At 36.5% G+C, this 20,809-nt stretch carries 18 protein-coding genes; 4 read left to right on the top strand and 14 right to left on the bottom strand.

The genetic code is table 11. From position 1 onward, the window contains the following. Positions 1–9: 9 nt before the first annotated feature. From IPH52_22325 to IPH52_22300, 6 genes are all read right to left on the bottom strand, one after another. On the bottom strand, positions 10–1,566 hold the full coding sequence (locus IPH52_22325; GenBank protein MBK7057735.1) for an alginate export family protein: 1,557 nt from the start codon (positions 1,564–1,566) through the stop codon (positions 10–12). Between the two features lie 27 nt (positions 1,567–1,593). Beyond that, positions 1,594–2,595, bottom strand: a complete 1,002-nt coding sequence (locus IPH52_22320; GenBank protein ID MBK7057734.1) for a sulfate ABC transporter substrate-binding protein — start codon at positions 2,593–2,595, stop codon at positions 1,594–1,596. 348 nt (positions 2,596–2,943) lie between these two features. Further along, positions 2,944–4,665: a cysteine desulfurase gene (locus tag IPH52_22315; GenBank protein ID MBK7057733.1), complete on the bottom strand. Its 1,722-nt coding sequence runs from the start codon at positions 4,663–4,665 to the stop codon at positions 2,944–2,946. 15 nt (positions 4,666–4,680) lie between these two features. After that, positions 4,681–6,120, bottom strand: coding sequence for a cyclic nucleotide-binding domain-containing protein (locus IPH52_22310; protein MBK7057732.1), 1,440 nt, complete (start codon positions 6,118–6,120; stop codon positions 4,681–4,683). 20 nt (positions 6,121–6,140) lie between these two features. Next, positions 6,141–7,604 carry a cyclic nucleotide-binding domain-containing protein gene (locus IPH52_22305; protein ID MBK7057731.1) on the bottom strand — a complete coding sequence of 488 codons (1,464 nt, stop codon included), beginning with the start codon at positions 7,602–7,604 and terminating at the stop codon, positions 6,141–6,143. 53 nt (positions 7,605–7,657) lie between these two features. Beyond that, positions 7,658–8,569: a serine acetyltransferase gene (locus IPH52_22300; GenBank protein ID MBK7057730.1), complete on the bottom strand. Its 912-nt coding sequence runs from the start codon at positions 8,567–8,569 to the stop codon at positions 7,658–7,660. Positions 8,570–8,801: 232 nt separating this feature from the next. Between IPH52_22300 and IPH52_22295 the strand changes: the two genes are divergently transcribed. Further along, positions 8,802–9,716 carry a cation transporter gene (locus IPH52_22295; GenBank protein ID MBK7057729.1) on the top strand — a complete coding sequence of 305 codons (915 nt, stop codon included), beginning with the start codon at positions 8,802–8,804 and terminating at the stop codon, positions 9,714–9,716. A gap of 54 nt (positions 9,717–9,770) precedes the next feature. Here the strand turns inward: IPH52_22295 and IPH52_22290 are convergent, their stop codons facing one another. From IPH52_22290 to IPH52_22270, 5 genes are all read right to left on the bottom strand, one after another. Beyond that, positions 9,771–10,085, bottom strand: coding sequence for a hypothetical protein (locus tag IPH52_22290; protein MBK7057728.1), 315 nt, complete (start codon positions 10,083–10,085; stop codon positions 9,771–9,773). A 187-nt stretch (positions 10,086–10,272) separates the two neighbouring features. Continuing rightward, entirely contained in the window at positions 10,273–11,739 is a 1,467-nt protein-coding gene (locus tag IPH52_22285) for a sodium:proton antiporter (protein MBK7057727.1), read from the bottom strand. A 203-nt stretch (positions 11,740–11,942) separates the two neighbouring features. Next, the gene (locus tag IPH52_22280) at positions 11,943–13,475 is read right to left on the bottom strand and encodes a DUF342 domain-containing protein (GenBank protein ID MBK7057726.1); all 1,533 of its coding nucleotides are present in this window, start codon (positions 13,473–13,475) and stop codon (positions 11,943–11,945) included. A 109-nt stretch (positions 13,476–13,584) separates the two neighbouring features. Next, positions 13,585–14,619 carry a hypothetical protein gene (locus tag IPH52_22275; protein MBK7057725.1) on the bottom strand — a complete coding sequence of 345 codons (1,035 nt, stop codon included), beginning with the start codon at positions 14,617–14,619 and terminating at the stop codon, positions 13,585–13,587. A 30-nt stretch (positions 14,620–14,649) separates the two neighbouring features. Continuing rightward, the gene (locus tag IPH52_22270) at positions 14,650–15,951 is read right to left on the bottom strand and encodes a hypothetical protein (protein MBK7057724.1); all 1,302 of its coding nucleotides are present in this window, start codon (positions 15,949–15,951) and stop codon (positions 14,650–14,652) included. 190 nt (positions 15,952–16,141) lie between these two features. Between IPH52_22270 and IPH52_22265 the strand changes: the two genes are divergently transcribed. Beyond that, positions 16,142–16,894, top strand: a complete 753-nt coding sequence (locus IPH52_22265; protein MBK7057723.1) for a class I SAM-dependent methyltransferase — start codon at positions 16,142–16,144, stop codon at positions 16,892–16,894. Continuing rightward, on the top strand, positions 16,891–18,018 hold the full coding sequence (locus tag IPH52_22260; protein ID MBK7057722.1) for a hypothetical protein: 1,128 nt from the start codon (positions 16,891–16,893) through the stop codon (positions 18,016–18,018). Before IPH52_22265 ends, IPH52_22260 begins: the two co-directional genes overlap by 4 nt. A 39-nt stretch (positions 18,019–18,057) precedes the next feature. Here the strand turns inward: IPH52_22260 and IPH52_22255 are convergent, their stop codons facing one another. From IPH52_22255 to IPH52_22245, 3 genes are all read right to left on the bottom strand, one after another. Further along, entirely contained in the window at positions 18,058–18,360 is a 303-nt protein-coding gene (locus tag IPH52_22255; protein ID MBK7057721.1) for a hypothetical protein, read from the bottom strand. Between the two features lie 364 nt (positions 18,361–18,724). Beyond that, positions 18,725–19,051: a hypothetical protein gene (locus IPH52_22250; GenBank protein MBK7057720.1), complete on the bottom strand. Its 327-nt coding sequence runs from the start codon at positions 19,049–19,051 to the stop codon at positions 18,725–18,727. Between the two features lie 66 nt (positions 19,052–19,117). Continuing rightward, positions 19,118–19,372 carry a hypothetical protein gene (locus IPH52_22245; GenBank protein ID MBK7057719.1) on the bottom strand — a complete coding sequence of 85 codons (255 nt, stop codon included), beginning with the start codon at positions 19,370–19,372 and terminating at the stop codon, positions 19,118–19,120. A gap of 611 nt (positions 19,373–19,983) precedes the next feature. Between IPH52_22245 and IPH52_22240 the strand changes: the two genes are divergently transcribed. Beyond that, on the top strand, positions 19,984–20,799 hold the full coding sequence (locus IPH52_22240) for an AraC family transcriptional regulator (GenBank protein ID MBK7057718.1): 816 nt from the start codon (positions 19,984–19,986) through the stop codon (positions 20,797–20,799). The last annotated feature ends 10 nt before the right edge of the window (positions 20,800–20,809 follow it).

Raw genomic sequence — 20,809 nt, 5'->3', positions numbered from 1 at the left:
TATTGATTTTTAAAATAGGCTATAGGCTACTTCTAAGTATCCAAAGTGTGAATTCATTTCTCTACCGGTGGTATTGATTGTGAATTCGCCTGGTTTAAAGTAAGCATAACCAATATTAGCCTTAACTCTGGAATTCAAATCAAACCTTGCTCTAAAGTTGTATTCGAATCCCATGTAGTCTCCACTTTTTCCTGTTTGGTCTCTTAAATTTCCAACACCACTCCACCTGTCTTTGGCATTTGCCAAGAAAAACCAAACGACAGCGGTATCTAGCTTTAAGCCTTTTATTGGTTCAAATTCTAAAACTAGCTTTGGCGATTTCAAGTTTTCCATTTGGATATAGTCATTACTCGACCAGGGTCTTGCGAAACCGAACAGTCTTTCAAATCTTTGATTCGTATTATCCAATGGGTTTCTATCACCGGAAACATAACCAAAGAAGAAACCAGTTCTCGGTTTCCAGGGATGATTAAAAGAGTAACCCGAATCAAAGGTAAATGCATAAGCCTCATGCCTTTGTTGTTTTTCTGTATCGTTTACACCGAACTGAGCTATCCAAGAAACATCATAATCGAAACCTGAGAGGTAAACATTGTATAACCGCAATCCAACCGTATGAATTTCTCGCCCAACTCTATTGTTGGGTTCGAATGCAAGTTTAGTTTCATTGTATTTTGTTTGCACTAATTTTGATTGCTTTAATCCTAAATAAAAAGGTTCAATCGTTATTATCCTCGACCAGTGGCGGATATGACCGATTACCCCACCGAAGAGTTGATTACGAACTGGTTTGTCTGTTTCATTCGTCAGTCTTTCTAATGGTTTTAAGGCAAGAAAATCAATGCTCCAATTGTTTTGATCTTTTCCAAGAGTAATTTTTGTTCCCTGGAAGGTATTCGTTGTATTGCGCCACTCATTTAAACCAATTAAACGACGATCCAAAAACTCAAAGCACATAATTCCGTACCGAATGCTAATTGGTCTATTAATACCAAGCCCATTTTTAAAATACAATTCTCCAAAGGCATTGATAGGTTCAACTCGGTTATAATCGCGGTTATCCACTTCGTATTTACTGAATTTTCTTTGTGCATCTTCAATCTCCACAGCAAAACGAAACGGGTCGAGTTTTTCTTTTAGTCCAATGTAGCCTCTCGTTCTTAAAAGAAGCGGTCTATCAACACCAGAGTCAGCTCTTCGTATATCGTTTTCTCTGTGCTCATATCTTGTTCGGTAATCAAGTCCTGCTTCAATCCAATCAATATCCTTAAAAGCCGATATTCCCGTTCTATTCAGAGGCTTCACGTAAGTTTGCGGCACATTGATTCTAGTTGTTCCATAACTCTTGGGATTAACATAATAATCCTTTTCGTTCTTTCTCTCTTCTTCTGCTAATTCTTGTTGAATCGAAGCAATTCCTTTTCCATCATTCGGTTGACTCTTATAGTCAACTTCTTTGGGAGGATCCAAATCTAAACTTTCTTTTGTAGAAGTTTTCTCCTGACCCATAAGCGATAAAGAACCAATCGCTAGTGAAGCTAATAATATTATTCCTTTCTTTTTCATTTCCAAGCCTCCATTAGATTGGGTAAATTATTTTATATAAATTTGATCGAAGCTTGCTTTGTCCGCAAAATGATCCTTTTGCGCTTTATGCCATCCTCCGAAGTGAGAGTCTACAGTGATGAGGTCTAATTTCGGAAATTTACTCGCATACTTTTTTAAAACAGCTTCGCTTCTCGGTCGGTATCCATGTTTGGCGATAAGTTCTTGTGCAGCTTCTGAATAGAGAGATTTGACATAGGCTTTTGCAATTTCTATAGTCTTGTGCTTTTCTGCATTTTTCTCGATCACTGCAACAGGCGGTTCAGCTAAAATACTAATAGAAGGATAAATTACTACGAATTTATCCTTTCCCATTTCTTCCATTATTAAAAAAGCTTCATTCTCCCAGGATAGAAAAACATCTCCAATTCCATTCTGCGCAAAAGTAGTACTAGACCCACGGGCACCTGAATCGAGGATGGGAACATTTTTATAGAGAGCCTTCATGAATTCTCTAATTTTTGCATCGTCGTTATTGAATTTTTTTGCTGCGAATGCCCAAGCTGCCAGATAATTCCATCTAGCTCCTCCACTCGTTTTGGGGTTAGGTGTAATTACCCCCACGTTTGGTTTGATTAAATCATCCCAGTCTTTAATCCCTTTTGGATTTCCTTTTCTCACTACAAATACAATTGTAGATGTGTAAGGTGCACTATTATTAGGAAGACTTTTCTGCCAATCAGCAGAAAGTAAACCTTTCGAAGCAATAATGTCAATGTCATACGAAAGCGCTAGAGTTACAAAATCTGCTTCGAGTCCTTCAAGGACGGATCGTGCTTGTTTGCCGCTTCCTCCGTGAGATTGGTTAACTTTTATATCATCACCAGTTTTACCTTTACAATAATTTGCGAATACTTTATTGTATTCAGCATAAAGCTCACGGGTTGGATCATAGGATACATTGAGCAGTGTAAAATCTTTTGCACTCAATGAAAATCCACTTATACTGATAATAATGGTTGCTATTACTTTTAATAATTTTCCTTTCATTTGAATCTCCATTCAATTTATTTTTTACCATAAAATATAAATGATTTTAACAATCAACCAAATTTCCAATATATTGAATAGTTAGATATATATAGTGAATTTTTTACTATTTTATTAGCATATTATTGAGTATTTTGGATTATTATTCTCAATATATTGAGTAATAATTATGCTATATTGAAATAAGCAAATTGTGATATTTCTTTATAATGCGATATGCGATGCAATAAATAAAAAAAGGGTTGCGTAAACAAATTTACGCAACCCTTACAAATCTTGAATAAAAATTTTCGCCTAGAGGTAAATCCCCCTTAGTCCCCATTTTACAAAAGAGGGAAAGGTTTACTATTAAAAACTTCCTGCGATTCGACGGACTGCTGAAACCAGTCTATCTATTTCGCCTGTCGTATTGTAAAAAGAAAGAGAAGGACGCACAGTAGCCTCAACACCATAACGGCGAAGAGAAGGTTGAGCACAATGATGCCCTGCGCGAACTGCAATGCCTTCCAAATCTAAGAGTCTTCCTACTTCGATTGTAGATTTGTTTTGCAATACAAAAGATAGCACTCCAACTTTGTCGGGGGCAGTTCCGATTAGCCGCAAACCTTTGACTGAAGTAAGACCTGCAGTTGCATACTCTAAAAGCGAATGCTCATACTTTGCAATATTCTCAAGTCCGAGCCTACTCACATAATCAAGTGCTACTCCAAGTCCAACCGCATCTGCGATGTTAGGCGTTCCTGCTTCAAACTTTGCTGGCACATCACTGTAAGTCGTTTCTTCGAAAGTAACATTTTTAATCATATTACCTCCTCCTTGCCAAGGCGGCATGATCTCAAGAAGTTCTTGCCTACCATAAACTACACCGATTCCAGTTGGTCCAAAAATCTTATGACCGGAAAATACAAAGAAATCACAACCTAATTCCTGAACGTTAACCGGAATATGAGCGACTGACTGAGCACCGTCAATTAAAACTTTTGCGCCATACTTCTTTGCAGTTTTAGTCATCTCGTGAACTGGTAAAATTGTTCCCAGACTATTTGATGCTTGTGTAATAGAAACAAGTTTTGTCCTAGGTCCGAGTAATCGCTCATATTCAGAAAGAATCACTTCTCCTCTATCATTCAGCGGAATAACGCGAATAACCGCTCCTTTTTCCTTTGCGATAATTTGCCAGGGAACAATATTAGCATGATGCTCTGCTTGCGAAAGAATAATTTCATCTCCCGGTTGTAAGAACTTACGCCCAAAGGTTTGCGCAACCAAATTAATAGCTTCTGTTGTTCCTCTCACATAAATAATTTCAGAAGTAGAAGAGGCTTTGATAAAATTTTTTACTTTCTCTCTGGACTCTTCATAGGCATCTGTCGCACGAGCGGCTAACGTATGCGCACCCCTGTGGATATTAGAGTTGTCATGCGAATAAAAATTACTAATCGCATCAATTACCGACTTCGGCTTCTGCGTAGTAGCCGCATTGTCAAACCAGGCTAGCGGCTTACCATGAATTGTCTGATGTAACACCGGAAAGTCTTTTCTTATCTCATTCACATCAAATGGACGACTTGGATAAATCTCAACCTGTTTACCCGAATTTGCTTTCGAAAAGAGTTTACAGTTTTCTAAATTACCAGTGAACAATCCACCCGGAAATTTGTGATGATCTTCTTGAATGTTCTGGACAAAAGACTTTAAACTAGAATGCCCCTTACCATTATTGTCAACGAGTGATTGCTGACCTTTTAAATTAGCCGCTGACTTAGTAAGAGAAGATGCATCTGACTTAGTCGGATTAGCCAAAAAATAATACTCAGATGTATTTTGATTAAAGGAAGGGCTTGTTGCTTGTTTCGAAAATATTTCCTTAATCTTGTCTAGACTCAGATTTTCCTTGGAAGAAAAATCTGAATCCACTACTGAGTTACTGTGATTAGCCGCAGAATCCAGAATTTCATTGTGAGTGCCAGAAATTTCAGCAGGATTCTTGGGAATAACTGTTGCTCCGGGCACTTCATTGTAAATCTCTGATGCGAGCCTTGCGATTGTATTTGGATCAAATGGTTCCATATTTATCTCTCAAGTTTATTTTGGTAAAGAGTTTCTGTTTTGATAATCATGATAATATCCTACTTCTACATTTTCTAAAACTGCTAGTGCATCGTCAGTTAATACAGCAGCAGAAGAATAAAGTGTAAGCAAGTAAGAGGCTACTCCCAAGTTGTCGAGACCCATTAGACGCGCAGATAGGCTGGGAGATATTTCACCTGGAATTCCTGCTTGGTGAAGCCCTACTACTCCTTGTTCAGCTTCGCCAACGCGTAGGAGTAAAATACTAGTAGTCCCAAACCATTGATTAGAAAGATAAGTGCTCTTCACTTCTAATTTATCACAGGGGATAATCGGTATTCCGCGCCAAGTAATCACTGGTGTTCCAAAGATATTTGCGGTTACCGGGGGAACTCCCCTCCATGTGCATTCTCTTTCAAAGGCTGCAATTGCTTTTGGATGTGCAAGGAAGAAGGCTGGCTTTTTCCAAACGAGTGCGAGTAATTCATCTAAGTCGTCTGGTGTTGGTGCTCCATATCGTGTGCTAATTCGCATAGCTGGATCAACAGAATGTAGCAAACCAAATTTTTTACTGTTAATCAATTCCCACTCTTGACGCTCTTTGATTCCCTCAATCGTTAGGCGCATTTGCTCTTCTAATTGATTATACGGATTGTTATAAAGATCAGAAACTCTTGTATGAACTCTCACAACAGTTTGAATTGCATTGAGCGAATACTCTCTTGGCTTATCAGAGTAATCAATAAATGTCTCAGGAATTTCTACGTTTTCAGCGAATCCTGACACCAAATCAATATTACGCTCACCGTATTTATTCACTGTAGAACGAAGCTCAATATGTTTGTCGATTGCTTTCTTTAAATCTTCTTTTAGATTTGGGAACTCACTTAGAATTTCATCTAAGTCTTTTCCAGATATTGTCAGCAGCTTACAAGGAGTAATCGTTCTCACAGTAACGTCAGACGGTATATCAGAGACTAATTCTATTTCGCCGAAGTATTCTCCTTCTGTTAGAAGTGCAATTCTAAGATCACTTCCATGAACACCTTTGCTTAGAACTTCCACTTGCCCCTGTGCAATGATGAAGAATTTGTTTTTATCCACACCTTCCACAACTAGTTTATTTCCAAGTGTAACTTCTTCTGTCTTGAAACGATTTGCCATACGGTTTATAATTTCTTCTTGAAACCTAGCAAATAAAGGAACTGATCTTAATGCATTTGGCTTAAAGGATGCAACTCCATCGGTAAAATTCAATTCTACTCTCTCTGCTTTTTTAAGCTCAACTTTTGTGCGGTTGACTCTATATGTTCCTCCATCTACATGCACCCAGGGGATAAGGCTGAGTAGCCATCTCGGAGTGATAGACATCATTTGCGGTGGAGTCTTTGTTGTATTAGCAAGATTTCTTGCTACGGAAGTGGTTACGCTACGTTGTAATAAATTATCAGACATTGTTTTTTTCCTTGTTTAAATTATATTCCTAATCCATCGCTGAAATAGTTTGAGTTTTTATTTTGGTAATCATGGTAGTATCCTACTTCTACATTTTCTAAAACTGCAATCGCATCGTCAGTTAAGACAGCAGCAGAAGAATAAAGTGTAAGTAAATAAGAGGCTACTCCTAATTTATCGAGACCCATGAGTCGTGCAGAAAGGCTAGGAGAAATTTCTCCAGGGATTCCAGCTTGATGAAGTCCTACGACTCCTTGCTCTGCTTCTCCTACGCGGACAAGGATAATGCTTGTTATCCCAAGCCATTGGTGAGAATGGTAGTCGCTTTTCACCTCTAATTTATCACTGGGGATAATTGGTATTCCACGCCATAGAATTACAGGTGTTCCGAATACTTCTGAATTCACAGGAGGAACTCCTCTCCATGTACATTCTCTTTCAAAGGCTGCAATTGCTTTTGGATGTGCAATAAAGAAGCTAGGCTTTTTCCAAACGAGTGCGAGTAATTCGTCTAAGTCGTCTGGTGTTGGAGCTCCATACCGTGTGCTAATTCGAAAGGCAGGTGCTACCGAATTTAGAAGACCATATTTTTTATTGTTGATGAGTTCCCATTCTTGACGCTCTTTGATTCCTTCAATCGTTAGGCGCATTTGCTCTTCTAATTGATTGTAAGGATTGTTATAAAGATCAGAGACTCTTGTATGAACTCTTACAACAGTTTGAATTGCACCCAATGAATATTCCCTTGGACTCTCTGAGTAATCGATAAAAGTCTCAGGAATTTCCATATTCTCCGCGAAACCTGACACCAAATCAATATTACGCTCACCGTATTTATTTACTCTTGATAATAGCTCTGTATATTCATCAATTGCCTTTTGAAAATCCTGTCTAAAATTTGGAAATTCATTTAGAATCTCATCAAAGTCTTTTTCGGAAAGAGTCAGCAGCTTACAAGGAGTAGTCGTTCTCACAGTAACATCTGAAGGTTTATCGGAGATTAATCCCAATTCACCGAAGTATTCCCCTTCTGTAAGAAGTGCAATTCTAAGATCAGTTCCATGAACACCTTTGCTTAGAACTTCTACTTGTCCTTGCGCGATGATAAAGAATTTATTCTTATCTTCTCCTTCTACTACGAGTTTATTCCCCAAAGACACTTCTTCTGTTTTAAATTTACTTGCTACTTTAGTAAGAATATTCTCTGGAATATTGGAAAAGACAGGAACATTTCGCAAAGCTTCTGGATTGAAAGATAAAAATACAAATCCATCTATAATATTTAATTCTACTCTTTCTGCTTTTTTGAGTTCTATCCTAGTTCGATTGACTCGATAAGTTCCTCCTTCTACCTGCACCCAGGGGATAAGACTCAGTAACCAACGCGGCGTGATAGACATCATCTGCGGTGGGGTTTTCGTTGTGTTAGCCAGATTTCTAGCAACGGAAGTTGTTACGCTGCGTTGCAGCAAATTATCAGACATTATATTTCCCTCCAAATTTATTTTTTTAAATTAAATTCGCATTTTATATTTATTTAAATTCCAGATCCAAAATAGAAATGCTCTTGAACGACTTTTGCCTGTGTTATTTTAGAATTAGGAGGAACATCATTTGTAATCCAAACATTTCCACCAATCACTGAATTTTTACCAACAACAATTCGTCCCAGGATATTTGCATTAGAGTAGATCACAACATTATCCTCAATGATAGGATGTCTCGGTTCGTCTTTGAGCGGATTACCATGGTCATCCAGTGAAAATTTCTTCGCTCCAAGTGTTACACCTTGATAAAGTCTTACATTGTTTCCAATGATGCAAGTTTCTCCAATGACTACGCCTGTCCCATGGTCAATACAGAAATGTTCCCCAATAGCCGCTCCTGGATGAATATCAATTCCAGTTTCAGAATGAGCCATCTCAGAAATAATTCTAGGAAGAAGTGGAACTTTTAATACAAGAAGCTGATGCGCCAAACGGTAATTAATCATAGCACGAATCGTAGGATAACAGAATATTATCTCCTCCAAATTCTTCGCAGCAGGATCAGCATCATACATTGCTTTTACGTCTGTAAAAAGTAATCTTCTAGTCTCAGGAATAGACTCAATGAAGTCTAAAGTCAAACGTTCAGCTTTTGATTTAATTTCATCGGAGTCTTCCGTGTAGTTAAAGCAGAGACCGCTGTGAATTTGTTCTGAAAGTAACTCATAAAGCTGTTCTAAATTTCCGCCGGTCGAATAGGCAAGCATAGTAGGCTTCGTAATCGTCTTACCAAAATAACCCGGAAATAGAATTGCTCGCAAAAGTTCGACAATAGCCTTTAAGCTTTCCACTGAAGGCAAAGACTTCCCCGATTTTGGAATATATTCCAGCATTTCGATTCCCGAATGAACTAAATGATTCACCGTTTTCTCAAGTGTAACACCAATTTCCGATTGTGCCATTAAACTCCCTCCATTCAATACTTTTCACTCTAATATAACGGATGCCAAATCAAACACACACCAAATTATCTAGCATAACATATAAAGAATATAATATAACAGAAATTATTCCACTTTAATGGTCAATTATTATTTTTACTATTTAAAGGAAAAATGAGAGCTAATTTTATCATTCCCAAATTCTTAGAGTAACAATCTATTGTTCCTAAGCATCTAATGAGAAGGAAACGCAATGCATGACCATCATCAGCACCACCATCACTCACATGAAATTAGCGATTTAAACAAAAGGTTTATTTTAGGGATAATACTAAATAGCCTCTTTGTCTTAGTGGAAGCGGGAAGTGGGTTCTATTATAATTCACTCGCACTCTTATCAGATGCAGGACACAATCTAAGTGATGTAGCAAGTTTGCTCCTTGCCCTATTAGCATTTCGATTAGCAAAAATACAACCAGATACAAAATACACTTACGGTTACAGGAAAACAACCATACTTGTATCCTTACTCAATGCTATCGTATTACTTCTCGCGATGGGAGGAATCATTTGGGAAAGCATTCAAAGATTTCAAACGCAAGCGCCTACTAATGGTAATCCGATAGCATTTGTTGCTGCTGTTGGAATACTCATTAACGCTCTCACAGCATGGCTCTTTTTAAAAGATAAAGAAAGAGATCTGAATGTAAAAGGGGCTTATCTACATATGCTTTCTGATGCGTTAGTCTCCTTAGGTGTTTTAGTTGCAGGAGTAATCATTGCATTTACTAATTGGTATTGGGTTGATGGAGTGATTAGTATCATAATCGCGATTGTTGTTTTATTTAGCACATTCGATCTTTTAAAGAAGAGTTTCCATCTTTCAATTGATGCAGTTCCAGATGGAATTCACATAACAGATATAAAAAAGGAATTGGAAACCGTTCCAGGAGTATTAGAGGTTCATCATATACATATCTGGGCAATCAGCACTACTCTAAATGCATTTACTGCACATGTGAAATTAAAAACAAATGTAGAATGGAAAGATGTGATGCGCATAAAGAAAAATATTCGTCAATCACTACTACATCAGAATATTCTCCATTCCACGATAGAATTTGAAACAGAAGAAGAAAAATGCGAAGAAATAGAAAGCGAGATTTAACTTTTTGTCATCCCAAAAGTTTTCTGTGAAAATATCGGGAATTACATTTTTAGATCAAAGATTCAATTTGACTTTTATTCTGTCAGTAATTCCCTTCGTGCTTGCCAGATCTATGTCCAAACACCCACGAATAATTTTTACTGCTTCAATTAGCTTTCCATCTTTCATATTTTTTTCAACATCAGCATGAATCTCCGCCGGTAGTTGAATTGCATAGGCACTCATTTCTGCATCTGTGAGTTTGGTTGTATGAGTCATAGATCCCTTATAACAGGCTGTTTGGAATCCTGATTCTTTTTTCTTTTCTGCACCAGCACAAGCGGTTAATACTAATATACCAATAAAAATCATTACTATATTACTTTTCATATTTTAACTCCTAAGTTAAGATTGGTTTTACTATATTGAAATATTCCTTAGAAAAAGAAAATGCGATATTCTAGTTTATCAAGGAGAGATTTTTTAGAGTAGCCTTCAATTGATTCTAGTAAAAGTAGAATTTTTTATAACGAGTAGAGACAGGTCTGAGACCTGTCTCTACTACGAGAAGATTTATCTAAAAGAATATTAAAGTAATCAATATAAACAGTGGAATCAATACTCCAAAGGAATACAGTAAGTAGCCGCCAAAGCTTGGCATAGGAACTTTGTTTTCTTCTGCTACTGATTTTACCATGAAGTTAGGAGCATTACCAATATAAGTATTTGCACCCATGAACACGGCACCAACTGAAATGGCTTTGAGTAGTTGTTCCCATTCTTTATTTGCGAGAATTTGGTGAACGTCAGTCGCTCCTGTAAGACCCTTAGCTAAACTTAAGAAAGTTAGATAAGTCGGAGCATTGTCTAGAACAGAAGAGAATCCACCCGTCGCCCAAAAGAATTGCCAAGGCTGCGTTACGCCGAGTTCTTTTCCGTGAGCTTCTAAGAGAATCAAAGCTGGAATCATTGTGATAAAAATACCAATGAATAAATAAGCCACCTCTTGGATAGGACCAAGAGTAAATTTATTATGCTCTCTAAGCTTAGGATCAGATGTAAAGAAAGAAGCAAAAACCAAACCAATCATCACAGCTTCTCTAACAAATGCAATGTAAGGATTATGTTTAATTGCAGGAATATAGTTTTCATTTAAGAAAGCAACGGAGAGAACAATACCAAGTAGCCACAAGAAGTTTACTTGACCGGTGATGGAAATAGGCTCTGCTGCAGCAGCATCTTTCTTGATGTCTATCTTGGTTTCTTTTTTGTATTGGATATTATCCCAAATGATATAAACGATTGAGAGAATAACAATAGAAAAAATCATTTCTGGAAACAAACCAAATGTCCATGTAAATGGAACACCTTGTAAGTATCCTAAGAATAAAGGTGGATCTCCAAGAGGAGTAAGCGAGCCTCCGATATTGGAAACCATGAAGATAAAAAAGATGACAGTGTGAACCACATGCTTTCTTTCTGAGTTTGTTTTAAGGAGTGGACGAATGAAAAGCATCGAAGCTCCCGTCGTTCCAATGATAGAAGCAAGAAAAGAACCAGTCAGTAAGAATAAAAGATTATTTACCGGTGTTGCTTTGATATCCCCTTTTAATACAATACCGCCGGAGATATAAAACAAAGAGCCGAGGAGTATAATAAAAGGAACATACTCGAAGACTAACGTATGATAAATTTTTCCAAACCATCCATTTGCGGCTAATATCCCGAAGGCGATCCCACCCAATACACCGGAGATGATAAGCTTATTATTATTTTGTTCCCACCAATGCGCGATATGATGTGGGGAAATGGGAAGAATTGCAATACATAGTAAAATGATTACAAATGGAATGACTGACCAAATGGCTAAGTCGGCACCTTTGTGTTCATCGTGTCCACCTGTAGTGGCATGGTCTACAGAGTGCTGCTCTGTCGTTGGACTTGTCTCATGCGAATGAGTGTCCTGAGCGAAAATGTAACTTGTATTTAAGGATACGGCTAACAACAAGCCGGCAAATACGCTAAGCTTCTTTTTTAATGGCATAAAAAATCCCTATTCTTTTATAAATTTAATGCCAGTTTAAAAGAACATGATTAGTCTTTCAAAAAGATTTTTTATTTTTCCAAAAAAAAAGTGGCTTCGTCATCCATTTTGCGACCAAAAAGTAGGCTTCGGTCATTCCCTATCGGGATCTGTATGCGACCAAACGGGTCGTGAAATTCCCCGGGAAATGACACATTCAAAATCTATTTCTTCTTAACGCTAATCGCTGTCATGGGAGCACTTTCTTGTCCTGGAAGGAAACTCATCATGAAAGCTGACTGCATCGCGGTAAGCTTTTCAATTTGCCTACGATATTTGATGACTGCTCCCGGGAATGCGGCACCTTTTACAACAATGTTAATATGCTCCTGGTTAAACCGAGAGGTCTTTAGCTCTTCAAACTTCTCTGTTACAAACTTATGATTGGTGCTCTTTTGTTTAAATTGCTCAAATAATTCTGTGAACTTCTTCTTCTTGTCTTCGTCTAGCTTGCCTCGAAGTTGCTTGATCATATTATTTGCTTGTTGCACTTGTGGAATAATACTTGTCATTTCTTTTTCGGAAGCTTTTACCTTGTTTTGGAATTCATCGAATAGTCTCTCATTTTGAAAATGAACTCCTAGCTCAACGATTACGTCAACACCAGCATTAGAGCCTAAATTGTGTGTAGAGAGTCCACCCATCACAACAATATCCGATCCAAGAATCGCACTGGTAGGTCCTGTTAGAACAATACTTCCAAGGCAGTAGATTTTTGAATTGAGAATATATCCTTCGATGATTAAATCACCGCCGACCTCTAGAATAGAATTTTCGATGAATTTAGCTTTTACGTTTCCAGCGATTTTAACTAAGCCTTTTGCCTTCGCTTTAATGCCACCTTTGACAAACAAATCTTTACCAACAGAAATATCAGATGACTCTAAATTTTCTCCGACATTGAGACTACCCTCACATTCAACGCGAGAGCCATCTTCTATAGAGCCCATAACGTTCACGGTTCCATTGTATTTGACATTCCCAGTGGTAATTCCCACACTCTGATCAATTCTTAATTCAGGAGATACAGTTACAGATTCATCGGTAGAAAATAATACCCCATCGCAAGCTGATGTATATTCTATATAAACTTTTTCGGGCTCTTCCGGCGATGAATTATTAGTTGTAATAATATTAGCACCAATGGTAATCTTAGGACGCTTAATGGCAGGAGCATTTAAGACAACTCCAAAAACATCCTTTCCGGGTTTGCCTGGAACTCCCGCAAATAAGGTTGCAATTTTTTCAGCTTTCTTGATAGAAATGAACTTCTCTAAGTTTCTAAAATCAGCTGAACCATCTTCTTTAATAACAACTCTTTGATTATGAGGGTGATAGAATTTTACCCATCCATCTATACCATGGACAATGGGGACACCCATTGCAATCGGCTGGCGAACAATGCTCTCGCTGGGGTCTTGGACTTGATTGATCGGGAGAACTTTCTTTTTTCGATTGGTAACTTCATCAACAACTTCTTTTATCAAGCTAAAATTAACCATCTCTTCATTAAGCTTGGAATTAGTGATAACGTTGTAAATCATTGTAGGAGAGAAGTCTCGCATACTAATGCCTGTAATATCGATTACGATATCTGCTGACATTGAATCTTTTGCAATTTCAATCGAAATACAATCCAGCCGAGTATCTGTTAACTGAACCATATTGGCCATATTATTTTGATTTTTTTCTTCCATAACCTATTCTATAGACAAATCTTGTAGGATGTATTGGATACCGTAAATCCTTTTTTGTCACTCTCTTTATTCACTAATGTAAATTTAATTATCGGTTTTTAAAAGAAATTTATTTCCTTTCGCTTAATTTTTCAAAAAAATATCCAAAAGCCGTTGATAAACTAGGCAAACTACCTAACTGATTCCAGAAAGGAACCTTGTCACCGTGAGAAAGCAATCCAGTAATTTCCAAATAAAAATCTAAACCCGCCTCTTTCATTCTCGATGCTAGTGTAAGCGACTCATTTTCCGGGATTACATTGTCATTTTTGCCATGAACCAAACAAACGGGAGATTTCATCTTATGAATGTAAAAGATTGGCGAAATAGAATTTGCCGGTTCGCCGTAGGCTTCTTTGATTTTGCCAACCAGTTCTTTTCTGAAAGATTCATCGACCTTTACCCTGTCAAATATCTCTTTCTGTTTCTCACTCAGCGTTTCATACAGCTTGGGAGCAATTTGGTCATTTCCCTTTCGATTGAATCCATTGTCTAAGGCAGCTTCATAAAAAGTATTTGCTAACTCTTCCGAGTCTTTATACAAGAGGTGTAGATAATTATAAAACAGGATATTTCCAGGATAGTCATCCACCAAATAATTTCCGATCGCAAAACTACAAGTATCCAATAGATTGGCAAAGCCACCGATCGCGATAACCGATTTTACTTTTGATGCAATCTCTGGATCAGTAAGAGCAACTAAACCGTATCCAGCAGAAAAGCTAATCGAGAAAAAACCTATATCGGTTGTATTAATATTTTTTTGATCTAGTAAAACCAAAAAGACATCTTTGATATTGCGAACACTCTCTGGTGTAATCTTTAAAGCTTTGATTTCCTTAAACTCAGGGACTACTACAGTGTAACCGCCAGAAGAAAGGCTTATAGCAGCATCAAACATTCGTAAATCATCAATCCCGTATCCACTCATTCCGTGAGTTAAAAAGATAGTCGGATTTTTTTCTTTACTTCTATTCTTTGGAAAATAATACTTAAAACGATATTGTTTGTCAGGAACTAGTTTACTGGATAGGATTTCTTCTTCTATTTGAATAGAAGAAGGAAATCGTAGCCCAGGATGAGCGGATAAGGAATGGTAACCCAAGAAAGAATCTTTTAAAACTACCCATGAAGACTACGTAGACTTAGGAGGCTCCACAAATAATTTGAAATTATTCTTTCCTGATTGAATAGATGCGTTAAGCGCACTAGTAGCCCGCTCATGCCATTTGTTTGCAAATTTTATATTTGCATTATAATCAGCAGAGCCAATAGCGATTTCAATATTAACAATATTCTTCTTTAGCAAATTGATGAGTATTCCCATTGATTTACTTAGCTTATCTCTATCCTCTAAGGTTAGAAACATTCCGAGTAAGTCTTCCGAAAGCTTATAAATTTCAGGCTTCTTACCTGTAACCTCTTTGATACAAGCAGATATATCTTTAAAAGTTTTTACTTTATCTGTAGTGCTTATTATTTTCAATAAGGCTAAATTTTGTGGAATATCGAGTGATACTCTATAATTTAAAATATTATTGAAATGCTCTAGAGTGAAAAGAGAAGTCTCGTTATCCTGAACAGAAAGATTATAATGAATTGTCTGATCAAAGTATTTTGCAAATGCTTTTACTTCTGACCAGATTGGATTGATATCTAGATTAGCAAGTGGATCCGCAAACTCAAGCTTAACCGCACCAAATAATTGATTGTTATTTACTAAAGGAAGAACTGCATCTGCATGATTGGATGAAAAAGCTCCCAATTTATTTTTTAGATATTTTAAAATTTCTTCGGACAAATCAGACTTCTTCCCTGCTTCTAGCTTTGTAAAGATATCGCCTTTCTTTTCAATGTAACAACTGAAAGACTGGTTGTGAACAAAGTAGATAGAAATGGATTTGCATTTAATTAGATTGGAAAGTTTGTTTATAAAATCTTTGCAAGAAGTCTCGCCCATAGTTGCAGTCGGTTCAAACACATTATTATAGTTGATAACAACACATTCTTGTTGAGGTAAAGGATTGATAGCAGGAATGCTAGGTTTGGTTTCAGGAACTTTCACACTTGTATGAGTGGATTGTAAAACGGGAGCAGTTGCGGCTACTGTTGCCGGCTTAGTTTGGATTTCCGTTTTTTCGATTTCTGTTTTTAAATTACTACTTGCCTCAGTATTGGATTGCAGAACATTCTCTTTCTCAGGGGATTTAGTGGCAGGAGATTTCTTTCGCAAGTTCATCATTCGCTGCTCATACGCCTTGTAAGCTTCTCCTTTTGGGAAAAGATTGACTAGAAGAAGTAAGCTACCAAGAGAAAGTGCAAGAAAGATACTACCCCAAAGATAGACTTCAGTTTGAGTTGCGAATCGCTTTGCAGTATCTGCCTCGAGTGCCGTAAGAACTAGAAAAAAGAATAAAGGAAAAATATATTTCATCATAAAATTATAGCCATTAGACCAAAAAAAATTTGCTTCAAATAATTTAGAAATCTTTCGAATACCATCTACCGATTACTCGGATAGAAGATTATTGTAAATTACTTTTAGCAATCAGTATATACCTAATAACGGCAACTAAGGATCTAATTCAATAGAATTTCATCTAGGAAAAGAAGAATAAATATTAAAAATGAAGCTTTATACAGAATTAGCAGAATATTATTACGAAATTGAGAAGTCTGGAAGAAAATTCCAAGAAGAAGTCTTATTTTTGGATGAAATCTATAAAAAACACAAAGTCCATTCTGTGTTAGACATTGGATGTGGGACAGGCGAGCATGTAGTTGCTATGCAAGAGCTAGGCTATAAAATCACAGGCACAGATTCCTCTAAGGAAATGATTTCTCATGCTCAAAAGAGATTTCCCAATTGCAATTTTGAGGTTGGTGACTTGCAAACCTACAAAAAAGAAAAGGCATTCGATGGAATTTATTCTATTTTCGGGACAATGAATTATTTGATTACAAAGGAAGATTTGGAGTCTAGTTTTTCTAATATCCGAAAGAATTTAAAACCCTCTGGTATCGTAATCATGGAAATTTGGAATGCAATCCCAATCCAACTCATACAAAGAAAACCACTAACTACAGTGGGACATGCAAAGATTGGAAATCTGGTTATTAAAAGAAACAGAGGTTTCAAAGTAAAGAGAGCAGAAGGTGCCGCGCAAACAGAAGAAACCCTAGTCGAAGTAAACTTTGTATATAACCTAGACAAAAAAGAAATCAAAGACAAACACATCATGCGAGTTTTTACTCTAGAAGAAATTTCTGCAATTTTAGAAAATCAAAAACTAGATATTCTACAAACATACGGAAATTACAAAATGGAAAAATACAAAAACCATGGTGCCAGAATGCTTATCGTGGCAAAAAAAAGATGAAACAAAGTATTAGCTTTCGACTTAGAATCTCATTTTTAGTATTCGGTTTGGTATTAGCCGCATTTTTATTTTTCTTTGCAATTGAAAATTTTATTTGGCTCAGTAAAATTACTGAAACAAACACAGAAGTTTTTCCGCGCAATTTTTTTCTAGGAAGATTTTTAATCGCAACATCATTCTCTGTAATGGCAGGTCTCGGAGCCTATGTATTTACAAATAATTTTTATGAATCACTCAGACACTTAGCTCATTTGATTCAATATTGGAGTAGAACCCTTACTCCCTTAGATGAAAATGCAATTACCCTCTATCAAGATTCAGAAGTCACACAGATCATCAGTATCTTTCATAAGGGGATAATAGCAAACAAGCAAAGAGAAGAAGACCGACTCATCAAATCAATCGAGCTAAACAATACAAATATAGTCGAGCGGCTAAAACCCTATTTGCCCGAATTAGAATTAGGCGGATTAAAGAATTTGGATGTGTCTGTATTTCCAAATTACACGAATAATCCCCGATGTGATTTTGTGAATGTAATAGAAACCGAAAACGGATACTTATGCTTAGTCGCAGGATTTGAAAACTTAGAAATCCTGGAATCCATTTATAAATATAAACTGCAGGGCATTTTCGCCCTTATAAAAGGCTTATACAATGCAAAAGAAGAAGAGATTTTATCTCAAATCCACAATGCAATTAAGCAAACTAAAAAAGAAAACTTGAACCTAAGTCTTCTTTATGTTTCCAATACATCAAATCATATTAGCTTTACGCATAATCAAAAGATGCCACTACTGCTTCTTGACGACCAAGGTTTATCGACTACATTCAGTGAAGATATATACTATGATTTCAATGCAGAGCCTTTACTTTTAAAAGCAGTGTTCTCAAACCCGGCTTATTTGATTCTTTTTTCAGATAGAATCCATGAAGTATTAGATATAAATCCAAGTATTCTTGTGAGTGAACTAGAATCAGAAGTGTTTTCAAAACCAAAATTCAAAAACTCTAAAGAACTCATACTCCAAATTAGTTTATTTATAGATGGACTTGGTAAATCAAAGGGAATTAAAAATACCTTAGAGTATCTTGCTTGCATTGTAATTAAGAAAACTGGTTAATAACAAGTATCTTTCATTCAATTTGTTGGTAGATTAATACTAAATATCTTCTTCGGCTATAGCTTCTTCTTTTTGATGAGCGTCTTTTCCGAGAGGAAAAAGTCCTTTTCGATTTTTAGTTTTTAAGTTAAAACCAGGATGAACTTTGCTGAATGTAAAAATAAATTTCATTCTTTCGACTCCAGACCGGCTAATGACAAATGCAGAAGTCAAAGTGATTTCGATAAAATCAATCATTCTCTCTTTAGAAATTTTATTCGATAGTCTAAACTCGGCAACTTTGCCTATGAGTTCGTGACTTTCTAATCTTTCAGTGGAAGCCAACTTTAAAAAATGACTCATACGAGGATGCTTATAAAGAACAGGACCCTCTCTTTTGATGGTAATTGTATATTCTTCTCCACGAGGATCTTTCTTGAAGGTAAAGGATAAATGGTCTTCTGAAATAGCGGAACATTTTGTAGGTATCTGACCAGTATTCGCACCAATGGAAAAATAAGATACACGATCTGTTTCATTGACGATGTATTCAAACTTCTGCCCAATCTCAGGAGGATATTCAATTTCTGAAATTTTCTGCTGGATAAAGGGAGCGATCAGTTGATTGTAAAATGCTGCGAGTAGTCCAACTAGGCAAAGAATAAATAATATTCCTAGAAGCCAGAAAGAACTATCCTGTATAATGATTGCGATCAGAGAGAACCCCTTACCCTTTTATATCCACCATTTGACCTGGTGTGTAAATGCGTGGTGTTCGCATGAGCATAGAAAGTAAATCCTTCATTTCCTCAGGACTGATGACTTGACTCATTCTTTCTTCTAAAGTAACTTCTACTTTAGGTTTAATACTCGGAACATATTCATCTTTTATTTCGAGAGGTCCTTCTATTGGATTTGCGGCAGGCTTTGGAACTTCAATTGCTTCTTGCTCCGATACTTCAGCACGAGCCTGATTGACAAGACCTTGCAAGTCCTCTTGCAGAGAACTATAAAGATAAGTATTTAAGTTGTTGTTTACGTTTGCGATTGTCATCCTAAATTCTTCCTCTACAGAATCTCCTAATTAGAAATGGAATTTAGAAGAAAACGAAACTACTGGCTAATCTACTGCACGATAGCGAGTGGTAATAGAAGTCGCAATTCTGCGCTCTTCTTTCTCGGCTTCACTCAGAAAAGGATCTGAATTATCAATCCAAGCCTTTTTCCATTCAGAATGCCAACTGTTCCATTTACTTCTTTCATCTCGTTTACTGTCTAATTCTTCTGGGATAATATTACAAAGATGGTCTAACTTTTCTATCTTTGCAGTGATTCTCTCAATAAGCGACATAAACTTACTTTTTTTCTGTTCCATAATTTCTATCGGCATCCTATTGGAAAATCACAATTACATAAATTAATCTATTTGCAAGAAAAAAATTTCCTGATTTGAATGGAGGATTGCCACAGAGGCGCAGAGAGGGGGATTGGTTGGTGGTCATTTTAAAAAGTTTTATAGTCATTCGGGTCGTTTTTATCGATTGGGCGAGAATGGGGTTTTCATAAAGAACACAAAGGTAGGATAGGCATAGATTCGACTGAGTTCACCATAAGTCCCTGCCTATCTGGTATTACAGAGGAGTAACGGCGGCATAATGAAATTAACCTTTTGTATAAGGTCTATAACAAACGCAACCTATATTAAATCCATCCAGAAAGTCAGTATTGTCGTTTGTTATATAGGAAGGTAAAAGAAAACTATTTTATGGTAATAAACATTAAACACTTTTTTGCACCTAGAATTAGTTACTGTATAAAATCATGACTTTTTTACTTTTGACTTGGTAACCATACTGCAGAGAAGCATTGTTTACGCCATACATCCAATAACTACGCTCCCAAATTTTTTCTTACGGAATTTTCTTGCCATATTTCAACATCGGACACTCTAAACGTTGTGAGGAAATGTGCAAAACTACAAAATAAATGGAATACCAAACTTTTCTACCTCACTCCGATCTAGACTTATTTGTTAATTGCTATTGGACTTTGAAAGTTCAGGCATCAGCTGATCCCCAAAAACAACGTATTATTCCAGATGGATTAATTGAGATGGCCTTTATTCTGGGCGATGACATCAAGCGTTATACTTCAAATGATAAATATATTCTACAACCTCGTGCTATGGTTCTCGGACAAACCATGAAACCTTTTTATATTCAGCCTACAGGTTATGTTGATACATTTTCGATTCGATTTTATCCATACGGTTTCGCCCACTTAGTAAAGGTGCAACTAAAATCCTTAGCAAATAAAGAAACCCCGCTTGCAATATTATTTGGAGAGAATGTGGCAAACGAATTAGAAAAATGGATTATCAACGCTAAGGATGTTAATCAACGTATCGAAATAATTGAAAATTTTCTTCGTTCAAGAATAACCGAACCTTTAGTTATTAATGACCTTGTCAAATCTACTATTGATACTATTTTTTCTAGTAATGGGAGCAAATCGATTCATGAGATTCTCACCGATAAATCTTCTTTCAGAAGACAACTTGAGAGAAGGTTTATGAAACATATCGGTATTAGCCCAAAGCAGTTAGGTAAAGTAGTGAGATTTCAAGCTGCCCTGAAAATGCTTTTAAGCGAAAAATCAGAAAATCTTACAAGCATTGCTCATGAATTTGAATACTATGACCAGGCCCACTTTATTAAAGATTTCAAAGATTTTACAGGAATCAATCCGAAAGAATTTCTTACAAATGAAAATATGAAACTTTCCTCCATTTTCTACAAATAATTTTAAGATA

The organism is Leptospiraceae bacterium (genome assembly GCA_016708435.1).
Taxonomy (GTDB): Bacteria; Spirochaetota; Leptospiria; order Leptospirales; family Leptospiraceae; genus UBA2033.
This window is presented reverse-complemented; position numbering and strand designations above follow the sequence as displayed.